Raw genomic sequence first — 19819 nt, 5'->3', positions numbered from 1 at the left:
AGCATGGTCGAGATTTTCACGGTCGGCGGCGGCGAGTACATCGTCAATGTCCTCAACGCCGTTGCCGCCTGGACCGGTGCGGGCGGCTACAAGAGCCTCATTCAGGTCGCGCTGGTGATGGGCATGATGCTCGCGGTCATAGTGGTCGCGTTCAACCAGGACTGGCGTGCCTGGCTCAACTGGTTCCTCGGTGCGACGCTCATTTACATGTGCCTGATGGTGCCGCGCATGGACGTCCATGTGACCGACCGGGTCAATCCCAGCCTTGCACCGGCAACGGTGGCCAATGTCCCGCTCGGGCTCGCCCTGATGGCAAGCTTCACCAGCCAGGCGGGGGACTATCTGACCCGCTCTGCCGAGCTCGTCTTCGGCCTGCCGGACGACCTCAACTACTCGAAGAACGGCATGATCTATGGCGCGCGGCTGCTCGAATCGACGCGGAGCTTGCGCATTTCCGATCCGGAGTTCGCTGCGAACTTCGATGAGCATGTCCGGCATTGCGTGTTCTACGATCTGCTGCTCGGCCGCTACTCGATGAAGGAGCTGTCCGAGAGCGACGATATCTGGGCGACGATCGCGCCGGGCAGCGCGGCTCGCGCGCAGAAATTCCTGACCCGGCAGGCCGACGACAGCGTGACGGCCTCAATCATCACCTGCCGCGAAGCCTACACCGCGCTGTCAGGGCAGTGGGCGAGCCTAATCGACGAGATGACGCTTGTGGCGGGGCGCCAGCTCTATCCGCGACAAGCCGAAGCGCTCGCCAAGGCCAAGCTCATGGCCGACCTCCCGATTGCTTACCAGTATCTCACCGGCATCTCGCGCAGCGCGAGCGACATCTTCCGCCAGGTGCTGACGATCAATGCCATGAACCAGGCCATGTACGGCTTTGCAGGGGCGAGCGGCACCGGCAGTATCGACGTATTCGCGCAGACCCGGGCCGATATTCAGACCGAGCGGACCTATTCCTCGATCGCGCACAACGCGATGAAATGGGTCCCGATCCTCAATGTCGTGCTGACTGTGGTGTTCTACGCGCTATTCCCTGTCCTGTTTCCGCTGTTCCTGATGCCGCGGACCGGACCCATTGCATTGAGAGGTTACGTCACCGGCTTCTTCTACCTTGCCGCGTGGGGACCGCTCTTCGTCATCCTGCACATGATCCTGATGTTCAAGGGCGCGGGCGATGTCGCCGCCGCTGGCGGCAGCACAGGCCTCAGCTTGGCGACCTTTGCCGGCATGAGCGACGTCAACAGCGATATCGGTATCTTGGCGGGCTATCTCGTTGCCTCGATCCCCTTCCTTGCCGGCGGGGTGGCGCGCGGTGCGCTGGCGATCTCGGGCCAGGCAACGAGCTATCTCAACCCGAGCCAGAATGCGGCCGAGGAAGCCTCGCGCGAAGCGAGCACCGGCAATGTCTCGCTCGGCAACTCGAACATCGACAATTCGACGGTGTTTTCCCGCCAGTTTGCGCAGGGCAATCTTGCACCCAACATCGCCTATGGCGCCACGCAGACGCGTGGTTTCCGCGACAGCGGCACGCAGACCACCAGCTTCCCCGATGGAGAGTTCGCTGCTGTCCCGAATTCAAGCTATCCGTTCACGCCGACACTGGGGCAGGACTTCACCGGCCGCCTCGGAACGATGGCGAGCCAGAGCCGGACGCAGAGCGAGACCTATGCCAACCTCGCCCAGCAATCGACGAGCTCTGCACTCACCCGGTTCAGCGAGATCCGCAACGCCTACAGTCAGGGTCAGAGCTCCGACACGGTCAGCGGCGTCGGCACGAACGACAGCATCGGCACGGCATTCAGCGAAGTCGACAATGCCTCAAGGACGCTCCAGCAGCAGTTCGGCCTGTCCCGGCGCGCCTCCGACGACATTACTATTTCTTGGTTCCTTAACGGCGAAGCAGGAGCCGGAGCAAAGGCCGAAGGCGGAGTACTAAACGCGCAGGCGGGCGTCCGCGGTGGCCGAAATCAGTCGTGGACCGACAGCGATATCGGGATCGCCTCGGAAGACCGTGTCAGGATCATGGGCACGCTGCGGCAGCTTTCCGACAGTCGCAACTGGTCGAACACGCGTGAAGGTTTCTTGCGCGAGACGAGCTCGAGCTCAGTATCGCAAGTATCGACCAGTTCGTCGGGTCTCAGCCGATCGCTGACCGAAGCGGAGAGCTATACGCGAGAGGCGCGTCGGGCCGAAGAGATGGCCAGCCGCCTCGAGAACCAGGCCAGCTGGTACGAGGCCAACAGCGCCGCAGGCACGCTGAACCTGAGCCAGGCCTATCGCGAATGGGGCATGGCTGAGATGGAAGCCAACCGCGACTATTACGGGCCGGTGCGCTTCGATGACATCGAGTTCCAGATGAGCGCGCGGGGTCAGCAGCTGCAATCACGGTTTGTCGAGAGCTATGCTGATCGGCTTCAGGACGACATCGAAGCCGACCTTTCGCTGCCGGACTTCGCTCCGGTCAGCCGCCCTGGAATCGGAAGTGCTGGGCAGGTACGCGCAAGAGGCGCCGTGAGCTCTTCGGGTGGTCCCTCAATGCCCGACGCTCCTGATCGGTCTGGCATCACAGATGAGGTCGAACGAGTGCGCCGACAGGGTCGTGGCAGAATTGGAACCGTGCGAACTTATCTTGATCGCCAGACGGAAGGTGCCACGGGCGCGAGTGAGGAAGCTGCAGACGACGTCAAAGAATGGAGCAATAGATAGCTACAGCACGAAATCCTGCAGGATGACGAACGCCGCAAATGCGACGACGACCAGCCCAAGTAGCCAGAGTCCGCGTCGTTCCCAAGGATCTGCTAGAGCCTTCTTCCAGCTGTATTCCATACGCCGATTTTCGGAGATGGCACGGTCGATCTCTCGTAGACCCTTCCAGTCCGTCTGGTCGTTTTGCTCCTTCTCGTCATCCATTTCCATCACTCCGGCCTACATAAAGTCGCAAATTTGATGCATTATCGGTTATAAGCCAATTTACGTCTCGATATTGACGCATTAAGTGCCTTCATGTAAAGACGCAAAATCGCTACACAAAGCTCCATATCGGAGATAATGTCTCGATAATGCCACATTATGATCCATCAGACCAGCGCCCTCTATCGGTGCTGCTATCCGACCTCGGGAAGCAGATCGAAGCATATCGCATATCACGCAATCTCAAGCAGGCCGAGCTTGCGGAAATGGCAGGTATCTCGCGTTCAACGCTCGCCCGACTGGAAGCCGGTAGTGGCGGGACCATCGATAGCCTCGCCAGGATAATGCGTGCGCTCGAAATTGAAGACCGCCTGCTGGATGTCATGCCGGATGCCAAGCTGAGCCCGCTCGATCCCCGGTCCGACACCGGCAAAGCGCGGCAAAGGGTGCGCAAGTCTTCTGAAGGTGAGGCTGGCGAGGAATGGAGCTGGGATGACGAAGCCCCATGAGCCGCGCAGTCGTAAATCTCTGGGGTCGTCAGATCGGCGCCGTTCTGTGGGATGAGGATCGCGATGTCGGGGTCTTCGAATACACTCCGGAATTCAGCCGCAGCGGTATCGAAGTCGCCCCGCTCACAATGCCCTTACGAAGCGGCGTCTACGATTTTCCCGCGCTGAATCACGAGACCTTCAAAGGGCTGCCGGGCATGCTGGCCGACAGCCTACCCGACAAGTTTGGCAACGCCCTCATCAATCGTTGGCTTGCCGAGCAGGGCCGCACAGCCGACAGCTTCGATCCGGTCGAGCGCCTTTGCTATACCGGTCGCCGAGGCATGGGCGCGCTCGAATTCGAGCCTGCTACCGGTGAGCGCCGTGAACAGGGCCGGCCGGTCTATATCGCGCCGCTTGTCGAGCTCGCCAACAGGGTCATTGCTGCGCGTGAAGAACTGGCCGGTGTCCTTAAGGGTGAAGATGATCATCGCGCACTTCAAGAGATCTTGCGCGTCGGCACCTCTGCTGGTGGCGCCCGGGCCAAGGCCGTCCTCGCCTGGAATGAGGAGACCGGAGAATTCCACTCAGGGCAGCTTACTGCGGGGCCCGGCTATACGCAATGGCTGGTCAAATTCGATGGAGTGTCGGGCAATGCCGACAAGGAACTCGCCGACCCGATGGGCTTCGGACGGCTTGAATACGCCTGCTATCTGCTAGCCCGAGAAGCTGGCATCGACATGGCTCGCTCTCGTCTGCACGAAGAAGGCGGGCGGGCACATTTCATGACCCAGCGTTTCGACCGCACGCCTGACGGCAAGAAGCTCCACATGCAGTCGCTCTGTGCGATGCGGCATTTCGATTTCAACCTTGCTCGGGCCTATAGCTACGAGCAGGCGATCGAGACCATCCGCATGCTCGGTCTCGGACGCGAAGCGATCAAGGAGCAGGTTCGACGAGCGTTCTTCAACATCTTCATCCGCAACCAGGACGATCACACCAAGAACATCGCTTTCCTTATGGACCGAACTGGCCGCTGGAGTCTCTCGCCTGCCTACGATGTTGTTTATGCCTACAATCCGAACGGAGAGTGGACTAGCGAGCACCAAATGTCGCTGTCAGGCAAGACAGACAATTTCGAGTTGGACGACCTTATCGCGTTTGGGCGGTTTGCAGATCTCAAAGCCGCTGAAACCAAAGCGATCATTTCGGATATCCAGTCTGCCATTGCTGAATGGACTGAAGTGACCCGTGAAGCAGGCGTCCCCCAATCGATGGCAGACCAGGCTTTAAACGGGTTTAGATCCATCTAGCTATCTGTGACGATAATTGGCTTGAACAAACCTCAGTTGATTTGGGCTGTGGATCACGCCCCGAGACCGACGCTTAATTGATTAATTCATCACCAGGCTTGATCCTACACAACCTCATCTTGTGATCGGACGTGAGGGTTTAGGCGGGAAAGCGGTCCCCTGAAAGCCGCTTCCAGTTTTTGGATATGAGCGGCAAGCCAGCCAATCATATCTGGCCAAGCTTCCTTGTTGAAACCCTCGAATGGATGAGCGTAAACGATGCGGCTGGCTTTCTTGTCGTCCATTCGCCGCCAATCGAGTTGGGCTCCAAATGCAGCCTCGATCGCTTCTCTCTGTCCATATAGCTGATCAAACAGCCATTTGTTCTCTGCGGCCTCAGAACGCTGCAAGCTTATCTCGACCCGTGCTTCATCCCTCGAGAAGATCATCTGATAAGGACACGAACGGGTACCGGATCCCGCACTAAGCCAATGGTCCTTGGTCGGGCTGATGTTCTGGTAGAGAGTAACGCCGTCGGCACGCAATTGGTCGAGCGCAGCTTCCCAGAAATCCAAGCGCAACTTGTGCCGCTTTTTCTGTGTGTTCTGGATGGCCTTTTCTTCATTTTCTTTGCTCGACATCCCGATCATGAAATCGGCGGCCTCGGGCGTCGGTATAATCTGCTGGATGTCGACCATGAGCTCGTCGTCAAACGAAAATGGGGTCACCTTGAAGCATTGCGCCCGGATGCCACGGCCGAGAAGCCATAGAACAGTAGCCGTGACCTCGCGCCGGAAATTGGCCGCGATAAAGATCATTCGCTGGTCATTGCCTGGATTGAGGACAGTTTCCTCCAGCTCCTCAACTTCCATGAATTCGCATATCCGCACAGCAGCATTGCCCCCGCCTGCATAACGGTCGAGGTATTGCTGGTAGATATCGACGATTTGCGTCTTGGTCAGGCCAGAGACATAGGCTGTGTACTTCAGCGCCTGCCAGGTGACGTCTCGTCCGCTGTCATCGAGTTTGTTCTCAATGACTACGAGGTTGCCGTCCTTGTCCAGTGCCAAGAGATCTAAACGTTCGCGGGTCTCGTCGAAGCCATCGAACTCTTTTTGAATTATCAGCAATTCCTCGCCGAGGGCATCTGGTTGATTAGCCAGCCACTCCTGCAAATGGTCTCGTTCGCGGAGGTTGAGATCAGAAAACCGCTTTTGCGAAAGTCGAGACAATCGGTTTTGGTTCAAATCAACGCGGAACAAGGTTTTTCCCTCCAAGTGCTAGTGCAGTTTTGTAGCTAGTCTTGCTGCACATAGGTCACGTAGAAGTTCTTCAACATGCGGTGCTCTTGCAAACGGTCGCCAAGGCTAAACCCGTCCCGCCGCATCGGCGCCTGGAAGATATCGAGGCCTCGATCGAGAACAATTTTCCAGCCAGTGTCCGTGACGATATCTCTCGAGTGGCCAGTCCCTGAACTGTCAAATGCCCAAGTGAAGTCAACGCCCGTTCCGATGCATGCTTCTGCAATGCTATCGAGCAGCTCCCGCTGCTTTTGCACGTTGCCATCGTCAGGCCCTGTGACGAGATGGATGGCCACTTGGTCCTCGAGCGCTTTGCGCTGAATGACCATCTCGACAAATTCCATCATGTTTTTGATCTGGTAGAAATAGCGAATGTAAGGGTCCGTCACGACGATCCGCGACGCTCCCTCCAGATAGGGCCCGAAGAGCTTATTATAGCTCATCCCCTTCCGGTTTTCGGCAAACACGTGATGACCTTCTTCGGCGACCGGCTTCGCAGGCCCTTTGGGAACTGGCGTCTGGGCCGGTTCAGATCGGCTATCGGCCCCATCATTTACGACAGCATCGCTGGCTTCATCCTGCTGCTTGGGATCCAAGGCCGGTTTCAGATAGTAGAATTGTGAGAACTCTTGTTCTTCAACGGTCTGCACACGACGTGTTTCACCGTCGGGGCCAGTGTAAGAGAAATCGACCTCTGGATAGGTTGCATCGATCCGGAACAGTTGGTCTTTTACGCGCTTTCGACTCTCGAGCGCGAGCTGCAACAGTTCTTCAACATCTTCGGCTGCTTCACCTCCGGCAGGGAAAATGACTTTCAAAAAGCCAGACATGGTTTTGTAGACGGCATCACGGTCACGGGTAGAGATCTTCTCACTGATCTTGAAGTGCAAGTCAGGCCGGTTGGAGAAGTCTTCCTGGCGCAAATGGCGAAGAATCTCGGCGAGGTAGTCGACGATGAAGCCGTATCCAGCGGTGAACATTTCACTGCGAATTACGTCGATCTCCCATCCGGGAAGATAGGCGTGAAGGCGGTCGATAAAGGCCGAGTCATGGAACTGAGGGGGAAGAGCTTCGAACAGGTCGCTGTTCTTAAGCATGAATGGCACATTGTGGTCTGTGTTCCCCACGAAAGCGAAACTTGCTTCGGCTCCCATGGGATTGATCCCGCGAGAGAAAGTCTTGTTCGCCATGTAGTTCTTCATGATGTCGACCAAGGCTTTGTTCGCGGTCTTTTCGCGCCCAGCGAATTCATCGAAGGCCACGACATCCCAGTAGCCTACCAAGCCGATCCGTCCGTTCGCGTTATTCACGAACAATTTTGGGATGGTAACTTCCCCGCCGGATATCAGCTGCCCGTGCGGAGAGAATTCTGAATAGATGTGGGACTTGCCTGTTCCCTTTGGACCGAGTTCAATGATGTTATAGTTGCGCTCGACAAAGGGGATCAGCCGCATGAGTTGCAGGAGCTTGCTTCGACGACCGAAGGCTTCAGGATTGAAGCCTATCGACTGCATAAGGAGGTCGATCCACTCGTCTTTGGAAAATTGCGCTCGTGCTTGCTTGTAGCCCTCGTAATCGACCTTTGCGATCTGGATGGGTTTGATGGTCTCGATCACCCACGGCGAAATCCGCGAGTCCTCTGAAAACTCGTATTGGACATCAGCAATGCACCATACGCCGGTCACCAGAAGCTTAGGATGCGCTTTGACTGTATTGCTGTCTACAGCGACCTTCTTGATGCCCAGGTTGTCGAAGGTCGCTTCGTAGCTGTCTGTCTTTTCGTTCAAAGAGACGCTTATCTGGTCGATGACCTTGTAGCGTCCTTTCTCCTTGATCGTCGACTGGATCAGGCCCGCTTCACTTCTGTGAACGTAGTGCTTCTTGAGTATATCTTTGACCGTATCGATCCCACTATCGATCGAGGCTTCATCGTCAGTCGCACAGTATTGGCCGAGCAGATACTCAAGGACATACGTTGGGACGATTGCGTTGCCCTTGACCGCTTTCACGAGGTCTTTGCGGACCACATAGCCTGCGAAATGCTCGTTAATCTTATCGTCAAGTGCGCTCATGAGTGTCCCTAAAAGTCGAAATCTGTCGATATGCCACGGCGCAATTGGAAGCGGTGACTTGTGTAATCTTCATAATGGCTTGTCTTGCCGACGCGCTCGCGAAGCTTGAGCAGAACGTCTTGATTGTTGAAGCGGTCCGCGTCCCGGGAAAGAAGGAACTTGAGTGGCAGCTCGCGTTCGCGTGCATTTTGCGAAGTGTAGTCGAAGGTGAGAGCATGCTCATCAGAGATGAGTGTGCCGTCCGAGGCGTAAATGCCAGCAAGAAGGTCCCGTTGCTGCTGCTTTTCTGAGACGGGCTGAGCCTGATAGAGAGTGACCGAAGTTTGTCCGGACGAAATTAAACTCTTTCCGGCAACAATGATCTGAACTTCAACCTTCTCGACATCTGCGTCGCGTTTCTTCCCGACACGGATCACAGGAATGACGATTTCCTGAAGTGTCGCTCCGCCATGCACAAACCGACTGCCCGATCCTTTGACGCGCATACGATTGATGGAGTTTGGCAAAAGCACATCCAAGTCCCCTGCCAGTCCTAGGTCGGCTGAAGAGAACTTCTTCATACCTGAAGTCTCATCAAGATCGCGGCCGATAATGAACCGGCGGTTTTTGACGAGAATTTCAGCGCCCGCTGGGACCGCGATCGAAAATTCTGTCTCATCCAAGGCGCGGTGTTGATAGATAAAGCCGTGATCTGCCGTCACCAAGATGTTCGAGAAGTTGGCTGTCGTGAGTTTGCGGACAAGCTTGGTCAGATCCTCGATGGCGTCCTGGGCAGCTTCGGCCGTGTGCTCCTCAGTGGCTAGCTTATCGCCAATGTTGTCGACCCGGTTGTGATAAAGATAAAGAATGTCATGATCGCGGAAGATCTCTTTGCCCTGATCCGCTTTCAAGCTCATAAAATCATCAGCTTTCATGGCTTTGGCTCGATCGCCCGAGCGTCCCATTCCCAGAACCTTTTCGCGATTGACGGTTCCCTGAGTGGGTAGGCCGAAAGAAGACACACTTGCGTCCGCTTCCAGCGTTAGATCCTTGTTTGGTAAGAGCGCCGCCATGCCAAGCTGCGTGTAGCTGGGCAGAGCAGAAATCATCGGTTCGAGCTCGGCGTCGAACCTGTTCAGTTTGCGGATTTCGCGCAGGGCTTCTTCTGCAATCTCATAGCGCAAGGCGTCCGAGATAATCACCACCACCTTCTGATCTCGGCGGCGGAATTCTGCGGCCTGGTCCATGTAGAAGCTGGTCTGGTGCGCGAAGTCCGAGATCTTCCAGTGGTTGAGCTCAGCAATCTGGTCTTGCCAAGCATCGTTCACAGCCTGAAGGAAATTAGTCGTATACCGGTTTTCGACGCTCTCGAAGAGCGCGCTGAGGAGCGAGGCTTGGCCGCTCTTTTGCATATGATAGATGAATTTGCGGTAGAGTTGGTCGATCTTGAACCAGTGGGAAACATAGCGCTTCACACCCTCAGCGGGGGAGGTCATTGTCAAGTTTGCCTCAGCAAAGGCCTGCTGGAATTCCGTGGCATAGCCGATGGCCTGGTAGATATCCTCGTAGGTCGGATACCAATGGCTTTGTCTCCGCTCCCGAACAGCTTTCAATACCTCAGCTGATGACACCGTCTGACTTGCCATCTCACGAACGAGAGAGCGGATGATATGGCGATCTATTTCCTCGAAGTGATCAATCGCACCTAAAATCTTGATGTCGCGGTTTTGGACATCCTCAGGGATTTTCAGGAGGTCCTGATACTTACCGCTCAGCGTTTCAAATGCGGTTGACCATAGGCGATTGTTCTTCCAGCGGCGGAAAACAAGCAGGGCCTCGCCATTCAGCTTGCCATCGTCACCTAGAGCGCGGGCATAACAGGACTGGAACAGTGTTATCGCGAAGTCTTCGAAATCGGGCTCTTCGCTTAGATAACCGTAGGCATTCTCAACCTGCTTCCAGAAGAACTCTGTCAGGCCGGAGCGTTCAATCAGGCGCATAGCGTCGTGACGATCGTCTGCGAGCTCTGCCAGCAGCTCCTCGATGACCGTATCCAAGGCACCCTGAGCACCTGCGCATACGGCGAGCATACGGCGTAACACTTCGCTCTTTGTGTCTGAAGGAGTGACCGACTGCTTCAGCGCTTCGATGCGAACTTTGGAGCGGTAAAACTCCATATGGTCGCGCACCACGTCTTCAAACTGCAGCGGCAGGCCCAGTTCCGCAAGCCAGATTGCCGCCTGATCGGCTTTGAACACACCACCGGCGAAATACAGATCCAGCAGCCAATTGTCGGCCATTTCAGGCGCGGGCCCATCGTGAAACACCAGAAACTTCTGGCGAGGCTCTTGCCGCAGCATCCGGTATTTCAGACCGAATTCGTTGTTCGTGATTTCGACCTTCTGCACGTCTGGCAGATCAACAGCGTCAAATTCACCCCGCATGTCGCGCGCTGCATCGTACCAGAACACTATCCGGTGCTCGTCGAAGAGCAGCTTAAGGCCCGTTTCGATACGGTCTGACATCAGCTCAACCCAGCGATCTTCTTCAGGGCAGAACCGAACTTCGGATAGTTCGCTTTAACCCCGTCATCGAGATCGATCTCGATCTTGCGCTGCGCAAGTGGGAAGATCACGTCGCGTTCCCATTCGTTCAGCTCATCGATCTGCTTGGCGACTTTGGCAGCATCCTTCAGTGCTTTGGTCTTCTGACCTTGGCTAGCGGCAGGATCGTCGGAGAGCTTCTCTAACCGTGTACGCTCCCCCTCAAGCTTCGTGATAAACTCGCGCAGGTAATCGTTGAGGATGACTGACACCGTATCGCCCCGATAGCGGTGCATGTAAATTAGCGCGTTGAAGGTGCCTTTGGGAGAGGCGACCATCCAGTAGATCGGGCGCTTCTTGTAGCGCTTTACGTGGTCGGAATAGAAATCCTTGGTGAAGTATTTGCGGATGTCCTTGCCCAGGCTGTCCTCGATGAACTTCAGGTTCTCGCGGAAATGGTCCTCGCCGAAGGTCAAGCGCAGAAACTGGCGGAAGCGTTCGGTGATGTCATCGGGAAACCAGTTTTCGTCCAGCACAGGGATGACGTTGTCTTCGTCCGGCATGAAACTCGGTTCAGGCACGCGGTCGAGGTAGCCGGCCAGTGTCTCGCCTTGATTGGCGAGGATCAGGCCCGGCGCGTCGAGGCTGTAGCGTCCGAACATGCAGCCCACGGCGTAGCTAAGGAACTCGGCCATCGTGTCGGCGCGCAGGCGGACCTCGCGGTCGTCCTCGGAGATCTTCACGCCATAGCGATAGGCAGGGTTGCAGGTGAGGGTGATCTCCTCGATCGGCACCTCGGGGGTCAACTCGTCTTGCAGACCATAGGCGTCGATGAAGATGCGGTTGTTCTCTTCCTCAAGGGCCTGCATCTCGTCCGTCATGGACTGCCAATGGGCGCGGAGGGTGGTGTAGCTGTCCTCCAGCGTCTCGTCACGATGATCGGGCGAGAGAAGTGGGAGCGCGGTGAAATCCCAGGAGGTTTCGTAGGCGTCCCAATCGACGCGGGCGAGGTCAATGATTTTTCCCGTAGCCGAAGCAATTGCATGGCGCGATGCCGTCGGCAGCTTCAATGGAAGTCGACCCAGTCCAGTCAGTCTGAAGTCAATCGTTTGGCTAAGGATACCCAAGAGAAAACGCGAGATTGGGCCATTCAGGAACGCTTCTGCGACCAAAAGATCTTGATGATCACCGAATATTGAGGGGGCAGTGGAATCGAAAGTCTCTCCAGGGTAAGAGTGTCGGATTGCGAAGTCTCCAGAACTTACGCGAGTCCAAGATGCTGCCTCCTTCAGAAAGAACTGTTTCCCTCGCATCGGAGCGCCCCGGTAGTCGAGCGGCAGATCGTGAAAGGCATGGATTTCTTGTCCAGTCTTCCCCCAATTGAGCGCAAACTCACCGTTCCCGTACCATTTTCGAAACGGGCCTCCCTTACGGTGACGTTTCCACTTCGTTTCGATGGGATTATCTGAAATATTTCTGTCGAATGATAAGTCCGACACTTCGTGCCAAACCCTCAAGAACCTCTCATTGTCTCCTGTATTGATGCCTTCTCTGAGGTTTAAGCTTCTACTCAAATAAGTCTCGGGGTCGTCAAAGAGGGCAACTATCTTGTCGCTTGCCCAGTAGGCAATCGGATTTCCGGGAATTCTTTGAAGTTGGGATTGCAGGCGCGAAAATTTGCCAAAATCCTTTTCCAAGAAAAGATTTCGAATTTGCTCTGGCGTGCGAACATGCACATGGCGTTCAAAAAGACGGCGAAAGGCTCCGATCGTGCGCCCATTGGGCTTCACGTCGCGCACAACAAAAGCGACGGTGCCGAAGTCTGAGCCGAATATTCCCCGCCCCAAATGAACGAGCGAACTAATGGACGAATTCTCCAATAGTTTGATACGTAACTTCTCGAACGACGAGATGAACATCCATGATGGCAAATTAATCATCCCCCAGTAGCCCAAAGGCACTGTAAGGATACCTGCGCGTTCCATGAAACATGTCATGAGATCCGCTTTGCTATCTGGATACTCGCCTTTCACGAATGCGGAAAGCTTTGAGTTTAGTCCCGTCGCGCTCGCATAAGGCGGGTTGGTCACCACCACGTGATACTTAGACGACAGCGCCTCTGCCATTCGCAGCACTGAGATTAAGCGCTCCTGCACTTCTTTCAGCAGCAAGTCGCCGCCGAAATCCCGTGCTTCTATAATCCGCAGCGTCTTGGCCGGATCGCGTAGTTTCGGCACAATCAGAGATCCGAAGTTCTTGGCCTGTGCGAACTGCAGGACCGTCGCCCAAAGCGCACTATGGAAAGCGATGGCTTTTGATAGGCTTTGGCCTACCTGCTCCAGTTGGGCGTAAGCCTCGGGTGCGCCGCTCGCCTCTTCAACGCGCTCCACCAGCGCCTCAAGCTCCATTCGATAAGTCGCATCAGACCTATGCTTGGCATATGAGTTTCCAATCTTTGCCAGCCGCCCAGCGATGTTGGATGACTTCGCGCGTTTCCCGAACTCGGCCTCCAGCTTCTTTCGATCCCGGACGTTTCTATCGGATGCGGCAATGGACAAAAGCTGTGCGCGGGTGTCTTTGATCTGTGCCGCCAAGAATGGGTTTTGCGATGCCTCTTGAAACATTCCGATCTCGCAAACGATCGAGTCATCGAACTCATCAACCGCGTTTTCAAAGGTATCCTCAAACACTTTCGTCTCAGCATGCTTCAGATAGCGGCTGACGCTGCGCCACAATTCATCGAGGATCAGAGGAGTATTCGACAGTCCATAAGCCACTCGGTCAACGTTGAGATCATACCCTAGTTCAGCAAGGAAGTCGTTGAACTCGCTGATTTGGAAACGACTTTCTTGCAATACGCAGATGTTGGGCGTCGGCTCCATCCGCAGGAACCGCCGCCGACCTAGCTTGCCCGCGGCCTTCATCGCCAGCGCAAAGGCCGCCAGCGCGCCTGCGCGGTCGTCAATCTCAACCCCGGTCAGATTATGCTTGAGAATTAGTTCGGGGATCTCGGTCGGATCGTATCCTTCTTCCTCGTAGATGGCGTAGAGCAGGTCAAAGGCATAGGTCAGCATGTGCCCCGAGCCCACCGCCGGATCGCAGATGCGGATCTCTTCGGGCTTGGTGATACGCAGGAAATCCGTCTCGGGCTCTTCTGGCGCGATGTAGTAGTCCATCTTGGCCGCCAGCCCGCTTTGCGGATTGTTCAGTAGCCAGAGCCGTCCCAGCGAGTTCTCCACCAGGTAGCGGACAATCCAATGCGGCGTGAACAGCTGTGTTGCGGCAGGGATATTCTCGGCCGTGATCTTCTGGTTCTTCTTAAGGCCCGCAAAAACCTGATCCTTCTTCTCTGAAATATAGAACTGGTAGAGCCAGCCAATGATCTCGACGTCTTCACAAACGTCAGGTGTCATTGCCTCACGAAGGTATGCAAGGATCGAAGCGTTGGACTGCAGGTCCGAAGGCATTAAAAGCTCGGCGTAATCGTCGATGCGTTCGAACATAAATGGCATAGCGTCGTGCCAATAGTTGCATGCAGCAACGACAAGCAGTCGGAAAGCCTCTCCCTGCGGGTCAGGGCTAGAGGCGCGACCATCCAATAGGCTAAGGACCTTTTCTCTAGTGATTTCGGGGACGATTTGCTCGTTGATACTCCCCGACTTCGCATCCGAGAGTATTTCCGGTTGAAATTGACCAACGGACGGAGACACAACGCGAACCGGGGAGAGACCGTTTACATCCATGTACCGCAAAGCAGTGAAGCGGTTGAACCAGGTGTAGGCGACCTTTTCGACAACTTGCTCTCGTCCGAGTTTGCCAACTAGTGCCTCAAGCTTCTTGAAGGCTTTTGGGTATTCACGCCGAGCCGACGAGCCGTCGCTCAAGACGGATTCCAGCCTTGCGGCAACTTGATCAATCAAGGTACTCCGCGCAAATTGAGCAAATTTCCTGAGCTTTGTGGTATCCATCAGGCTCCGACCTCCGCAATAGGAGCCACTTCGGCAACTCGGGCTACAGGCCAATCGACGAATGTTTTGTTCCAAACATCGACGGACATCACAACGCAGTCAGCTATGTGTTGCCGCCGCCAGGGAGTGTCTGTTTCACAGCGAATGTCTGCCAGAAGGCGATCTTTGAATCCTGTAAGCAAGGCCTTCTGCTGAGACGGATCGTACGCATCTAGACCGATGAGCACGACATATTTGAACGGTTTCGTGTCGCGCTCCATCAAGTGCAAAAACGTGTATGAACTGCGTGCTTTCGGCGTTAATTCCTGAGTTAAGATTGAATTGTCCGAGAGCCTCTTGAAATATCTTGCGCGCTCATCCGCTGGGGTTCTCTTGTTCGAAGGATCCTTGATTTCAACAAGCAAAATGTCGTTCTCTCGTTCGATAACGAGATCGACAAATTTCATTTGAACCGGGAGCTTCACCCCCTGCTTGTCAAGTTCATCCCATTTCGCTTCATCTGGAAAAGAAAATTCGAGATCAGCATTTTCCTCGGCTTTATACAGCTTCATGTGTTCGTAACCTCGAGCGCGCGAGCCATGTCCTCATCAAATAGCTCCGCGAAGGTGTCCGATATGGCCGTCTTGGAAATGAGCGCATAGCTATCCGCGCTTTCGACGCTCATTTTCTGTGTGTCAGGGTCCTGATAAATAGCGTGAAAACGGATATGGTCTTCTTTCCCTTCGTCCATAAGAAGGTCTAGCCACTTCAACAGGACATAGTCGTGGGTAGCGAGAATGATTTGCTGCCCGTTTCGGGAGAGTTCCAATAGCACCTGAACCAACTTTTTCATCAGTTTTGGATTCAGGTTCGACTCGGGCTCATCCCAAAGAAGGGTCCCTGTGTTGCCTGGGTTAATAGATCCGTTGCACAGCAAGCGATGAAGAACACCGATTTTTCGATATCCTTCAGCGGTCATTCCAGTGGGAAATCCCTCGACGTCGGTTGAGACAAATCTGGTCTCGGTCGAGTCTTGATATGCCTTTGCGATTTGAGCTCTAGATTTCGCCTCACCGCCGTCCGTAGTAGCCTGGGCCCGTTCTTCATATTGTCCGGGCTGAAACCCGAACCCACCGTCATTGTTTTCGCGATATCGCCCTCCTACAAGAGCAACCAGATCGCGGATCACATTAGAGAGTCTTGGATCTTCGAGGAGATCAGATGTCTTCTCGTCGAAGCCGGGCTTCACGAGAAGTTCTGCAAGGTTCAGATAGCCATCATCGAATATCATCTCGACAGTGGCGCGATCATGTTTCGGGTGGCGAATGCCACGAACTAAGGAAAGCACTTCTTTCGTCGGAATGTAGACCGGCGTGTTTGCAGACTTCGGTGTCACAGTGTCGGCGGAAAAATTCATATACTGAGACCTCGCGCCGAAAGTCACTTCCGTGGCGGATCCATCAGCGCTCACCAGTCGCAGCCGAGTCTGCGATTGTATCCCTTTGGATGAAAGGGTCCCAACTCTATCTTCCTCAGTTGAAAATATGCGCAGAAATTTGCCCGATGCAGATGCCACAAATCCGTCGTCGGAGCGATCAGGATACTGACCGTCGGCCATAAGGCCCAAGCCATAGATAGCCTTCAATAGAAGTGTTTTCCCAGTCCCGTTTGATCCAATGACAACATTGACCCGAGGGGAAAGAGAAAGGTCCAGGTGTTCGAATACGGCAAAGTTCTCGAATTCAAGATTGGCTATCACTAGACGATCACCTTTTTGCCTGCTCGGATTTCGTTCAGCAGGGCACTTTTCATCGCATCAAGGTACTCATCAACGTCGGTCTCATCGGTCAACAGCGTTTTCGGGGCTGCGACCTTCAACTGCGAGGCAAGGATCGTTGTGGGAGCCTGCGGTGCGGGCGCTGGCCCGTCGGATTGGCCTGGCTGCGGCTGAGTCGCCGGTGCTGGGCGCGCGAGACGATCTAATTCAGTGACAACATCTGATAGCAGGTTGGTGCGTGCACCATTGGCGCGATCGCGCAGTACGGGAATCAAAGTGACCGTATCGAGGCCTTCTTTGTGGCTATCAATGCGCGCGGTGATGCGCGCCTGTTGGTCAGTATCGAGCGCCTGGAAGTCCGGCATTTGAGCGATCTTCGCTGAAACGTCTTCGACTTCTGCGATGACAGCTTTGCGCTCCTCAAGCACCTTGAGTTCGACCTTGTTTTTCAGATCAAAAAGATCGGACTTGATGTTCTGGATCGTCGATCCTTTGAAACAGTTCGGATCCTCCAATGCGGCACTCAGCTTTGCACCAGCATCAGGATCGACATAGTCGATGTTGGCAGATTGGCCGGCGAGCATATCGCGGGCGTCGTCGTAGATGTCCTTTTGTGCGCCGCCCATGAAGGACTTCACCTTGTCGAGGATATCCTCCTTCGCGTTCAGAAGGTCATCCTCGCGCTTAGGCGCCTCTGAAATATACCAGTTCGCCGGTTTGCCTTTCATGCTCCGCAGCAGCTCATTGAGTGGCTCGAGCGAAGTCAGGAACGGGTAGCGGTGCGATTGGCGAACAAGTTCGTCCACCTCGGCTTCAAGCACATCAATGCTTGCAGTCCATTCTGCACCCAAACTGCGCGCGTCGGTTCCCGAGGAGGGGTGAGCAAAGAGTTCCTGATAGAGCTCCTTAGCTCGCCGAATTTCGGCGGCAGTGAATTCCGTTTGTGGGGTGAGCAAAATGTTCGGAAGCGCGTGGCTGTTGTTCAACGCCTTGGCGAGATCCAGTCCCTCCTTCACAGCGCTGTCCAGTCGCGCTTCGATCTTGCCCCTCGCGACCAGGCTACCTGCAAGGCAAAGGACTGCGGTTATTGGCCAGCCGTAGGGTTTGGACGTGAACCGATCAGCCAGATATTTGACGGAGACTTTTACACCGTTGCGTGCCTGCGCATTGATGAAGCTGAGGACGTCTTGCTCGGCCTCATTGATCCCTGTGTCGTCAGATCCAAAGAGCCCACTTTCAGCTTGCACCGCTTTGTTGATATCGGCCTCGGTATAGCTAACACCGCGCAGCATCGGGAGATTGGTGTAAACCTTATCGACCAGCGATTGGAACGCCTTGGCGATGCGCTCTTGAGCATCTTCACCGCCGATCTCGAGTTCGTCACCTCTAACGAACAGGCGAGCGCTTCCCATCAATTTGCGGAGCCGCATTTCGAGGTCTTTTAAGCGGCGACTATTTTGCTCCCCTTTTTCCGCGACAATGCGATCACGTCCTGGCTGCGGTGAGCCGCTGCGTGACTGGCGGATGAACTTGTCAGTTTGCTTGAAAAGGATCAGGTCGCGAACGAAGGTCGCATCGGGGTTCATAGCAACCGCAAGCTCTTCGCGAGACATAGTCTTCATTCGAATGCCATCAGGGCTTTCGACTTCATCGCTCAAGGGTGAAACCAGATTGATGGCCAACTCGTATTCGCGTCCTACAGCGTGATCATCCAGCTTTCGGGTGAAAGGGTATTCGCTAGTCGTCGCGAGATGTTTGATTTTACGGTGACGTAAAATGGTATCGAATGCGAGGGTTTCGAGTTCTTTCGAGAGCTCGGACGGATCGATGTCGAGAGCCTTGATTTCGGCTTCGACATCCTTCTCTTCATTGGTCAGGAACTCGTAGACCTCGCCGTTGCGCTGGATATAGGTTTCTCTCTCCAAACGGCTTAGCGCTTCCTCAATCTTGCGGCGCATTAACGTCTGGTCCGCCTCAAATTCCGACAAAAGCAGAATTGCGATGTTGCGAACCGACGGTTTGAAGCCCTTGACATATTTGACGAGGAACAAGGACTTTAGGACTCGAACGGCAAAGGGATCGTCCAGATTCTTTTCGGCGATCTGAATGCTCTGTTGCACCGAAGACTTCAGCGCGGTGCGTATCCCTTCAAACATGAGGTCAAAGGTGGCCAAGCCACCAACCTCCTGGTCCTTCAGCTTCTTGGCAACCTCTTGGAAGACGCCCAGCATCGACCGCTCGCCAACAGAGCTGTGCTTGCCTTCAAATGCGTTGTGCTCCGACAAAGACGTGATCGCCATTTGAAAGAGATCGTATTGATAAGGAGGGAATGGATAGCTCGATATGAAGTGGTCGCGATCGCGATAGTTCTTGAGCTTCTGCGACCCGTCCGCAAAATCGAAAAGTGTCTTGAGGTTGTTTTCTTCGCGATCATGCAAATTGCCGAGCGTCACTTGGCCTTCAGAAGTCTTGGCGAGTAGGCGACGCTGGATGACTTCGGCGACATCGGCCGAATTCAGCGGCATGCGGTTGCCGAAGCGAGCTTGAATTTTGGAGAAGTCATTCTCCTGCCGCTGGGTCATATCGCCGATCACGGACGCCATGTCCTGCTGCGCCGTTACGATGATCCATGCCTGGCCCTTGCACTTGGTGTTGAGGCTTTCTGCGATGGTCTGCAGATTGGTCATCAGTTTTACGTTGTCGGCAATATATTGGCCGACTTCGTCAACGAAGAAGTTCAGTCGAAAACCTTTGGGTTGATCATCAATCCAAGCTTTCACAGTGTCTGCGAAGTCCTCAATCGAGACACGCGTGTCCTTTCGGTATTGGCTCAAAATGTCTTTCGCATCCGATGGTTCGCCACCAGTTGCCGCGGCAAACGCGGTCGCGATATTTTTGGCTTCGAGCAGCGCCTGTTCTCTTCCGTGCTCCCAGTCCTTTCCAGCAGCGCTTCGGAAGGCTTCCTTGAAAGCCTCAAATTGCCCGCGGCTTTGCAGATCGCGTTCGAATTGCGCGATGTGAGGTTGTTTTCCATAGAACCCGCAAGCTTCGTCGAAGACTTTCTGGAACACAGATAGAAGCGCATCGACATCCGTCTTCGAGATGACATCGGCCTTCTGGTCGATGTTGAACAGAATTGATTTCGACGGGATAGAAACGGCCTTGTTGAGGGCGCCGGCGAGCATCGGCTCGTCTTTGAGTTTTGCAGCAAAGATCTCGTGAGCAGTTTTTCCGTCGACCTCACGGTTTTCGAGCAGCAAGGCCAACATTTTTAGCAAGTGAGACTTACCAGAGCCAAAGAAGCCAGAGATCCAGACGCCGTTTGAGGTGTCATAATTGTTGTAAGCTTCGAGGAATTGCTCGAGCCTTTGGCCAATTTCACCCGTAATGACGTACTCGTCGAGCTCGACGCGAAGGCTGGCCTCATCATCAGCCTTGATAACCCCATCAATCGCGCGATCGACGGGCTTTTCAAAAATGTCTTTTAGCAGCTGAGCCATA

General features: G+C 54.8%; 11 protein-coding genes. 3 read left to right on the top strand and 8 right to left on the bottom strand.

Annotation, left to right across the window (positions count from 1 at the left end; translation table 11 throughout):
* Positions 1-3: 3 nt before the first annotated feature.
* Positions 4-2715 carry a conjugal transfer protein TraG N-terminal domain-containing protein gene (locus GRF63_RS02670; protein WP_160484451.1) on the top strand — a complete coding sequence of 904 codons (2712 nt, stop codon included), beginning with the start codon at positions 4-6 and terminating at the stop codon, positions 2713-2715.
* On the opposite strand, the gene GRF63_RS02665 is transcribed toward GRF63_RS02670, so the two are convergent.
* Positions 2716-2919 (bottom strand): hypothetical protein, encoded by a 204-nt coding sequence (locus GRF63_RS02665; RefSeq protein ID WP_337189597.1) that lies wholly within the window; start codon positions 2917-2919, stop codon positions 2716-2718.
* A 149-nt stretch (positions 2920-3068) separates the two neighbouring features.
* Between GRF63_RS02665 and GRF63_RS02660 the strand changes: the two genes are divergently transcribed.
* A complete protein-coding gene (locus GRF63_RS02660) occupies positions 3069-3428 on the top strand; it encodes a helix-turn-helix domain-containing protein (RefSeq protein ID WP_160484450.1) in 360 nt (119 codons plus the stop codon).
* The gene (locus GRF63_RS02655) at positions 3425-4720 is read left to right on the top strand and encodes a type II toxin-antitoxin system HipA family toxin (protein ID WP_160484449.1); all 1296 of its coding nucleotides are present in this window, start codon (positions 3425-3427) and stop codon (positions 4718-4720) included. Before GRF63_RS02660 ends, GRF63_RS02655 begins: the two co-directional genes overlap by 4 nt.
* Before the next feature lie 104 nt (positions 4721-4824).
* Here GRF63_RS02655 and GRF63_RS02650 read toward each other — a convergent pair whose 3' ends face one another.
* The 7 genes from GRF63_RS02650 to brxC are packed head-to-tail and all read right to left on the bottom strand — an operon-like array spanning position 4825 to position 19818.
* Positions 4825-5961 (bottom strand): DUF4268 domain-containing protein, encoded by a 1137-nt coding sequence (locus tag GRF63_RS02650; protein ID WP_160484448.1) that lies wholly within the window; start codon positions 5959-5961, stop codon positions 4825-4827.
* Between the two features lie 35 nt (positions 5962-5996).
* Positions 5997-8072 carry a BREX system Lon protease-like protein BrxL gene (brxL, locus tag GRF63_RS02645; RefSeq protein WP_160484447.1) on the bottom strand — a complete coding sequence of 692 codons (2076 nt, stop codon included), beginning with the start codon at positions 8070-8072 and terminating at the stop codon, positions 5997-5999.
* 8 nt (positions 8073-8080) lie between these two features.
* The gene (gene pglZ / locus GRF63_RS02640) at positions 8081-10576 is read right to left on the bottom strand and encodes a BREX-1 system phosphatase PglZ type A (protein ID WP_160484446.1); all 2496 of its coding nucleotides are present in this window, start codon (positions 10574-10576) and stop codon (positions 8081-8083) included.
* On the bottom strand, positions 10576-14562 hold the full coding sequence (gene pglX, locus GRF63_RS16490; protein WP_237392258.1) for a BREX-1 system adenine-specific DNA-methyltransferase PglX: 3987 nt from the start codon (positions 14560-14562) through the stop codon (positions 10576-10578). The genes pglZ and pglX overlap by 1 nt, the downstream gene beginning before the upstream one ends.
* Entirely contained in the window at positions 14562-15113 is a 552-nt protein-coding gene (locus tag GRF63_RS02625) for a hypothetical protein (RefSeq protein WP_160484445.1), read from the bottom strand. The genes pglX and GRF63_RS02625 overlap by 1 nt, the downstream gene beginning before the upstream one ends.
* On the bottom strand, positions 15110-16300 hold the full coding sequence (locus tag GRF63_RS02620; protein ID WP_160484444.1) for an AAA family ATPase: 1191 nt from the start codon (positions 16298-16300) through the stop codon (positions 15110-15112). The genes GRF63_RS02625 and GRF63_RS02620 overlap by 4 nt, the downstream gene beginning before the upstream one ends.
* The gene (gene brxC / locus GRF63_RS02615; RefSeq protein WP_160484443.1) at positions 16300-19818 is read right to left on the bottom strand and encodes a BREX system P-loop protein BrxC; all 3519 of its coding nucleotides are present in this window, start codon (positions 19816-19818) and stop codon (positions 16300-16302) included. The genes GRF63_RS02620 and brxC overlap by 1 nt, the downstream gene beginning before the upstream one ends.
* Position 19819 lies beyond the last annotated feature (1 nt).

The sequence above is a fragment of the Aurantiacibacter rhizosphaerae genome, from assembly GCF_009807005.1.
Classification (GTDB): Bacteria; Pseudomonadota; Alphaproteobacteria; order Sphingomonadales; family Sphingomonadaceae; genus Alteraurantiacibacter; species Alteraurantiacibacter rhizosphaerae.
The sequence above is the reverse complement of the archived record's forward strand: the minus strand, read 5'-3'. Positions and strand labels throughout refer to the sequence as shown.

Coding starts and splice junctions, on each gene's coding strand:
- GRF63_RS02670 (WP_160484451.1), top strand. CDS start 4: ATGGTCGAGATTTTCACGGTCGGCGGCGGCGAGTACATCGTCAATGTC.
- GRF63_RS02665 (WP_337189597.1), bottom strand. CDS start 2,919: ATGGATGACGAGAAGGAGCAAAACGACCAGACGGACTGGAAGGGTCTA.
- GRF63_RS02660 (WP_160484450.1), top strand. CDS start 3,069: ATGCCACATTATGATCCATCAGACCAGCGCCCTCTATCGGTGCTGCTA.
- GRF63_RS02655 (WP_160484449.1), top strand. CDS start 3,425: ATGAGCCGCGCAGTCGTAAATCTCTGGGGTCGTCAGATCGGCGCCGTT.
- brxL (WP_160484447.1), bottom strand. CDS start 8,072: ATGAGCGCACTTGACGATAAGATTAACGAGCATTTCGCAGGCTATGTG.
- pglZ (WP_160484446.1), bottom strand. CDS start 10,576: ATGTCAGACCGTATCGAAACGGGCCTTAAGCTGCTCTTCGACGAGCAC.
- pglX (WP_237392258.1), bottom strand. CDS start 14,562: ATGGATACCACAAAGCTCAGGAAATTTGCTCAATTTGCGCGGAGTACC.
- GRF63_RS02625 (WP_160484445.1), bottom strand. CDS start 15,113: ATGAAGCTGTATAAAGCCGAGGAAAATGCTGATCTCGAATTTTCTTTT.
- brxC (WP_160484443.1), bottom strand. CDS start 19,818: ATGGCTCAGCTGCTAAAAGACATTTTTGAAAAGCCCGTCGATCGCGCG.